Below are 3,816 nucleotides of genomic sequence, written 5' to 3'. Positions count from 1 at the left end.
ACGCCAGCATCAGGCCCGGACCAGCCACTACAACAGACGAGGCCACAGCCCAAGAGCTGAAGCCTCGTCTCGGTAAGCACCGTTGCAGTACTAAGAAGACATATCATTTGGGCTTGTAGGTTGGTCCGGTGGCGATCGTGGAGCGTCTGGTGCCGGGCGAGTTGTGGCAGTTGTTCCAGTTGGTGGTGCCGACGGCGCGGACCCGCCCGCAGGGCGGTGGTCGGCGCCGCTACGGGGACCGTGAGGTGCTGGCGGCGATCGTGTTCGTCGCGACGTCGGGGTGCACGTGGGCCCAGCTGCCGCCCTGTTTCGGTCCGTCCGGGCCTACCGCCCACCGGCGGTTCACCGAGTGGAGCAGGGCGAGGGTGTGGGCCAAGCTCCACCGGGTCGTCCTGGACGAGCTCGGTGCGCGGGGCGAGCTGGACTGGTCGAGGTGCGCGGTCGACTCGGTGAACATGAGGGCGCTGAAAAAGGGGAGTTGACGGGTCCGGATCCTGTCGATCGGGGCAAATACGGGTCGAAGATCCACCTGCTCACCGAACGTACCGGTTTTCCCTTGTCGCTCGCGATCTCCGGAGCCAACGTCCATGACAGCCAGGCCCTGATCCCGCTCGTCGACGCCATTCCGCCGATCCGCTCGCGACGCGGACCCAGGAGACGCCGACCCGGCAAGCTGCACGCAGACAAAGCCTACGACCACCGCTTCATCCGCACCTGCCTGCGCCGGCGGCGGAATGACACCGAGTCCTTGGGCAGGGTCCCCTCCTTGACCCGGCTGTCCGGCGTGAGGACGAATTCCACCCTGAGTGATCGGCCTGAGCCGCCTTGCTCGGAAGCAGGGCGGTCAGGACGGGCTCGGCGATCTGATCGGTGAGCCCGTCTGTCGGAGCCAGCTCGACCGTGGCGAATCGCACCGCTTCCTCGGCGCGGCCGAGTTCGATCAGCGAGACCACGGTGTGCATCCGGTTGGCCGCCACGTGCGCCTGGGTCGCAGGGATTCCGCGAAGCCTCGAACGGAGCGGAGTTCACGGGACAGGAGTCGCAGTTCGATGTGGTCTCGGAGGGGCACGACCGTGCCGCGCCGGAACGGGTGCGGTGTTTGACGACAAATACCCGTTCGCCGGTCAGATAGACCTCCTCGACGCGCGGTTGCGCGAGCACCATCGCGTCGGTGAGGGACACTGGCGGGCCGAGTTCGTCGATCCTGCGGCCGATCACGCCTCCCGAACAGGCGTCGAGTCCGAGCAGTTGCCGGCCGCCGTCATTGATCAGGGCGGTCGCTGTAACTGTTCGATAACGCACCGGGCTTGGTTACCGGCCTCGATACTCTCACTCCACGGTCGCGCTCTCTTGCAACCAGCGAGCTGAGGGTCCGACAACTGCGGGCCGCAGCGAGCGCGGCCGGCACGAGATGGGCGGTACCGACCACCGAGAGTCGTTGTGTGGGCCGTCGAAACGGTAATTCGAGAGGGAGACGCATGACCGAGGGACCCGGCCGGAGGGCCGGCGATGTCGTCGCCGAACGCTTCGAGCTGAGACAGCGCCTGGGCTCCGGGTCGATGGGGACGGTGTGGCGGGCGCACGATGCGGTCCTGGAGCGGGACATCGCGCTCAAGGAAATGCGGCCGGTCCGGGATGAGGACGCCGAGCGCGCCGCCCACATGCGTGAGCGGGCCATCCGTGAGGCCAAGGCCCTTGCGCGGCTCAACCATCCCAACGCCGTCACAATCCACGAGATCGTGGACGCTCTGCCCTACCCGTGGCTGGTCATGGAGTTCGTCGACAGCGTCCCGCTCGACGTCCTGTTGCGTGAGGGCGCCCTGGCGCCGGCCCACGCCGCCGCCGTGGGTCTCGACATCCTGGGCGCTCTGCGGGCCGCTCACGCCGCGGGGGTTCTGCACCGTGACGTGAAGCCAGCGAACGTCCTCATCCGCCCGGACGGCCGCGCCGTCCTCACCGACTTCGGCATCGCCGCACTTCAGGACTCGCTCGACCTCACGGCCACTGGCGACCTCATCGGCTCACCGGACTACCTCGCCCCTGAACGGATCAGTGGTGAGGGGGTGGAGGTCGGCCCGGCCAGTGATCTGTGGTCATTTGGCGTCCTGCTGTATATGTGTGTCGAGGGGACGAACCCGATGCGGCGCGACTCGCTCTGGGAGACGCTGGTCGCTATCCGGGAGGATCCGTTGCCGGAACCGCACCGGGCCGGCCGGCTCGGCCCGCTGATCTGGGCACTGCTCAGCAAGGACCCGGCCGGCCGCCCGAGCGCCGAGGAGGTCGCACGCGCTCTCGCAGCCGTCGATGATGGGCAGCCGTACGGCCCGGACGGCTGCCGAGCCGCTGATGTCGACACCCAGCCCCCAGCGGTGGCCAGCGCGGTCGAGTCCGCCTACCGGCCTCTCACCGTCGCGGCCGTCACCACGATCGAGCGCCCGACAGCGAACAGGAAGCGGGCTTCCCGCCTCGTGCGCGTCGCGGTGCCGAGCGCCGTGGGCGCGCTCGTGCTGGCGACCGGTGTCGTCCTCCACACGACCCAGCGGGGTGTACTCGCAGGGGCTCCCGGTACCGCCACCCCGACCACCCCAGCTATCCCGGCCCCCGGCGGTGGCCCGGCCACGACCTCCACCGCCCCGGCAGCAGCCATGACCCCCTCCGTCGCAGTGCTTTCCACCCCCGCACCCTCACCAGCGGGCAGGTGGATCGCCCAGTTGTCGGCCATGCCGCAGAGCTCCCCACAGGACAGGCGCGACAGGGAACTGCTGACCATTCAGAAGGATATCCCCGGCGCGAGGATCCTCAACAGCGATGACTGGAGCTCCCTCCAACCCGGGAACTGGGTGGTCTATGCCACGGGTGACTTCCCGGACGGCAACGCCGCGCTCGCGTTCTGCGCCCGGCACGGCCAGACCAAGTGCTTCGGCCGCTACCTCAGCCACAACCCCGCCGACAGCCGCTACATCTGCCTGCCCAGGTCGGGTGCCCCCGGCTACGGACGCGACCCCGCGAACTGCCGTACCTGATCTGCAGTTCCCTGTTTTGGGCGGCGCGGACCATCGTGGACGCTCCCCACACCATGGGTCCGGCTGGTGCCGCCCGCCGCCCCGGCCGGACCGGCGTCCGCGCGGTGGCCGTCCGGCGCCCTGTCGACGACCGAGCCGTGGACCGGAGCATACGGCCGGTGCCGCTGTGCCTTCGCCCATCGGTCGACCCGTCATCCGTTCAGCCCGGTCCCCGCTTCGGATCAGGCCTCTGGACCCAGGAGGGCCATGACCGGTGTGCCGCCGCGTTGAACTGTGCGTTGCCGCCGTCGCGGTATATGCTGCGACGGACGCCTGAGCACTGAGCGGGGTCGGCCGGTTCGCAGCCGACCTTGGGATACAGATGCAGGCCGGTCGCCCGCAGCGCGTCCAGCCACGTGCTCGAACTCGGTAACCCATTCGCCGCGTCCGCCGCGGAGGAGGGCCTGCGCGCGCCCTTCTGGTTTGCCGCCTACGGGCAGATGGCGGCAAACCAGAAGGACCGCCAGGCCCGCTGGTACAACAGCTACGGCGGCTATGTGACCATCGGCTGCGAAGCGGCCCGTGTCAAGGTCTGCCCTGCCTCCTTCGCCGACCTGCTGAAACCGGAGTACAAAAGCCTGGTCGCTATGAACGGCGCGAACCCCAACACCGCCGGGTCGGCCTTCGCTGTCGTGTACGCCGCGGCCTCGCCAACCACGGCTAGTGCTGTGACCGCATAGGTTCGCCGGGTTGGTACCGGAGGGCCCTGGACCGGTTGGATGTCGTGAGACGTTCAGCTCGGAAGGGGGCCCGG

2 protein-coding genes and 2 pseudogenes are annotated in these 3,816 nt (G+C 69.0%); 3 read left to right on the top strand and 1 reads right to left on the bottom strand.

Translation table 11 applies throughout. The features are described 5' to 3' along the window. Positions 1 to 128: 128 nt before the first annotated feature. A pseudogene (locus tag ACFWIC_RS40860) lies at positions 129 to 730 on the top strand (IS5 family transposase); the annotation flags it as partial. A gap of 20 nt (positions 731 to 750) precedes the next feature. Here the strand turns inward: ACFWIC_RS40860 and ACFWIC_RS40855 are convergent. Beyond that, a pseudogene (locus tag ACFWIC_RS40855) lies at positions 751 to 1,275 on the bottom strand (sensor histidine kinase); the annotation flags it as partial. 203 nt (positions 1,276 to 1,478) lie between these two features. On the opposite strand from ACFWIC_RS40855, the gene ACFWIC_RS40850 reads away from it, so the two are divergent. Together ACFWIC_RS40850 and ACFWIC_RS40845 are read left to right on the top strand one after the other, a co-directional pair. Then, on the top strand, positions 1,479 to 3,023 hold the full coding sequence (locus tag ACFWIC_RS40850; protein WP_380522254.1) for a serine/threonine-protein kinase: 1,545 nt from the start codon (positions 1,479 to 1,481) through the stop codon (positions 3,021 to 3,023). 395 nt (positions 3,024 to 3,418) lie between these two features. Then, positions 3,419 to 3,742: an ABC transporter substrate-binding protein gene (locus ACFWIC_RS40845; protein ID WP_380522251.1), complete on the top strand. Its 324-nt coding sequence runs from the start codon at positions 3,419 to 3,421 to the stop codon at positions 3,740 to 3,742. The last annotated feature ends 74 nt before the right edge of the window (positions 3,743 to 3,816 follow it).

Origin of the sequence: Kitasatospora sp. NPDC127035 (assembly GCF_042726075.1) — a bacterium.
In the GTDB taxonomy this organism is placed as follows: domain Bacteria; phylum Actinomycetota; class Actinomycetes; order Streptomycetales; family Streptomycetaceae; genus Kitasatospora.
This window is presented reverse-complemented; position numbering and strand designations above follow the sequence as displayed.

Excerpts from the sequence above, each read along its gene's own strand:
- ACFWIC_RS40850 (WP_380522254.1), top strand. The coding sequence starts at position 1,479 with ATGACCGAGGGACCCGGCCGGAGGGCCGGCGATGTCGTCGCCGAACGC.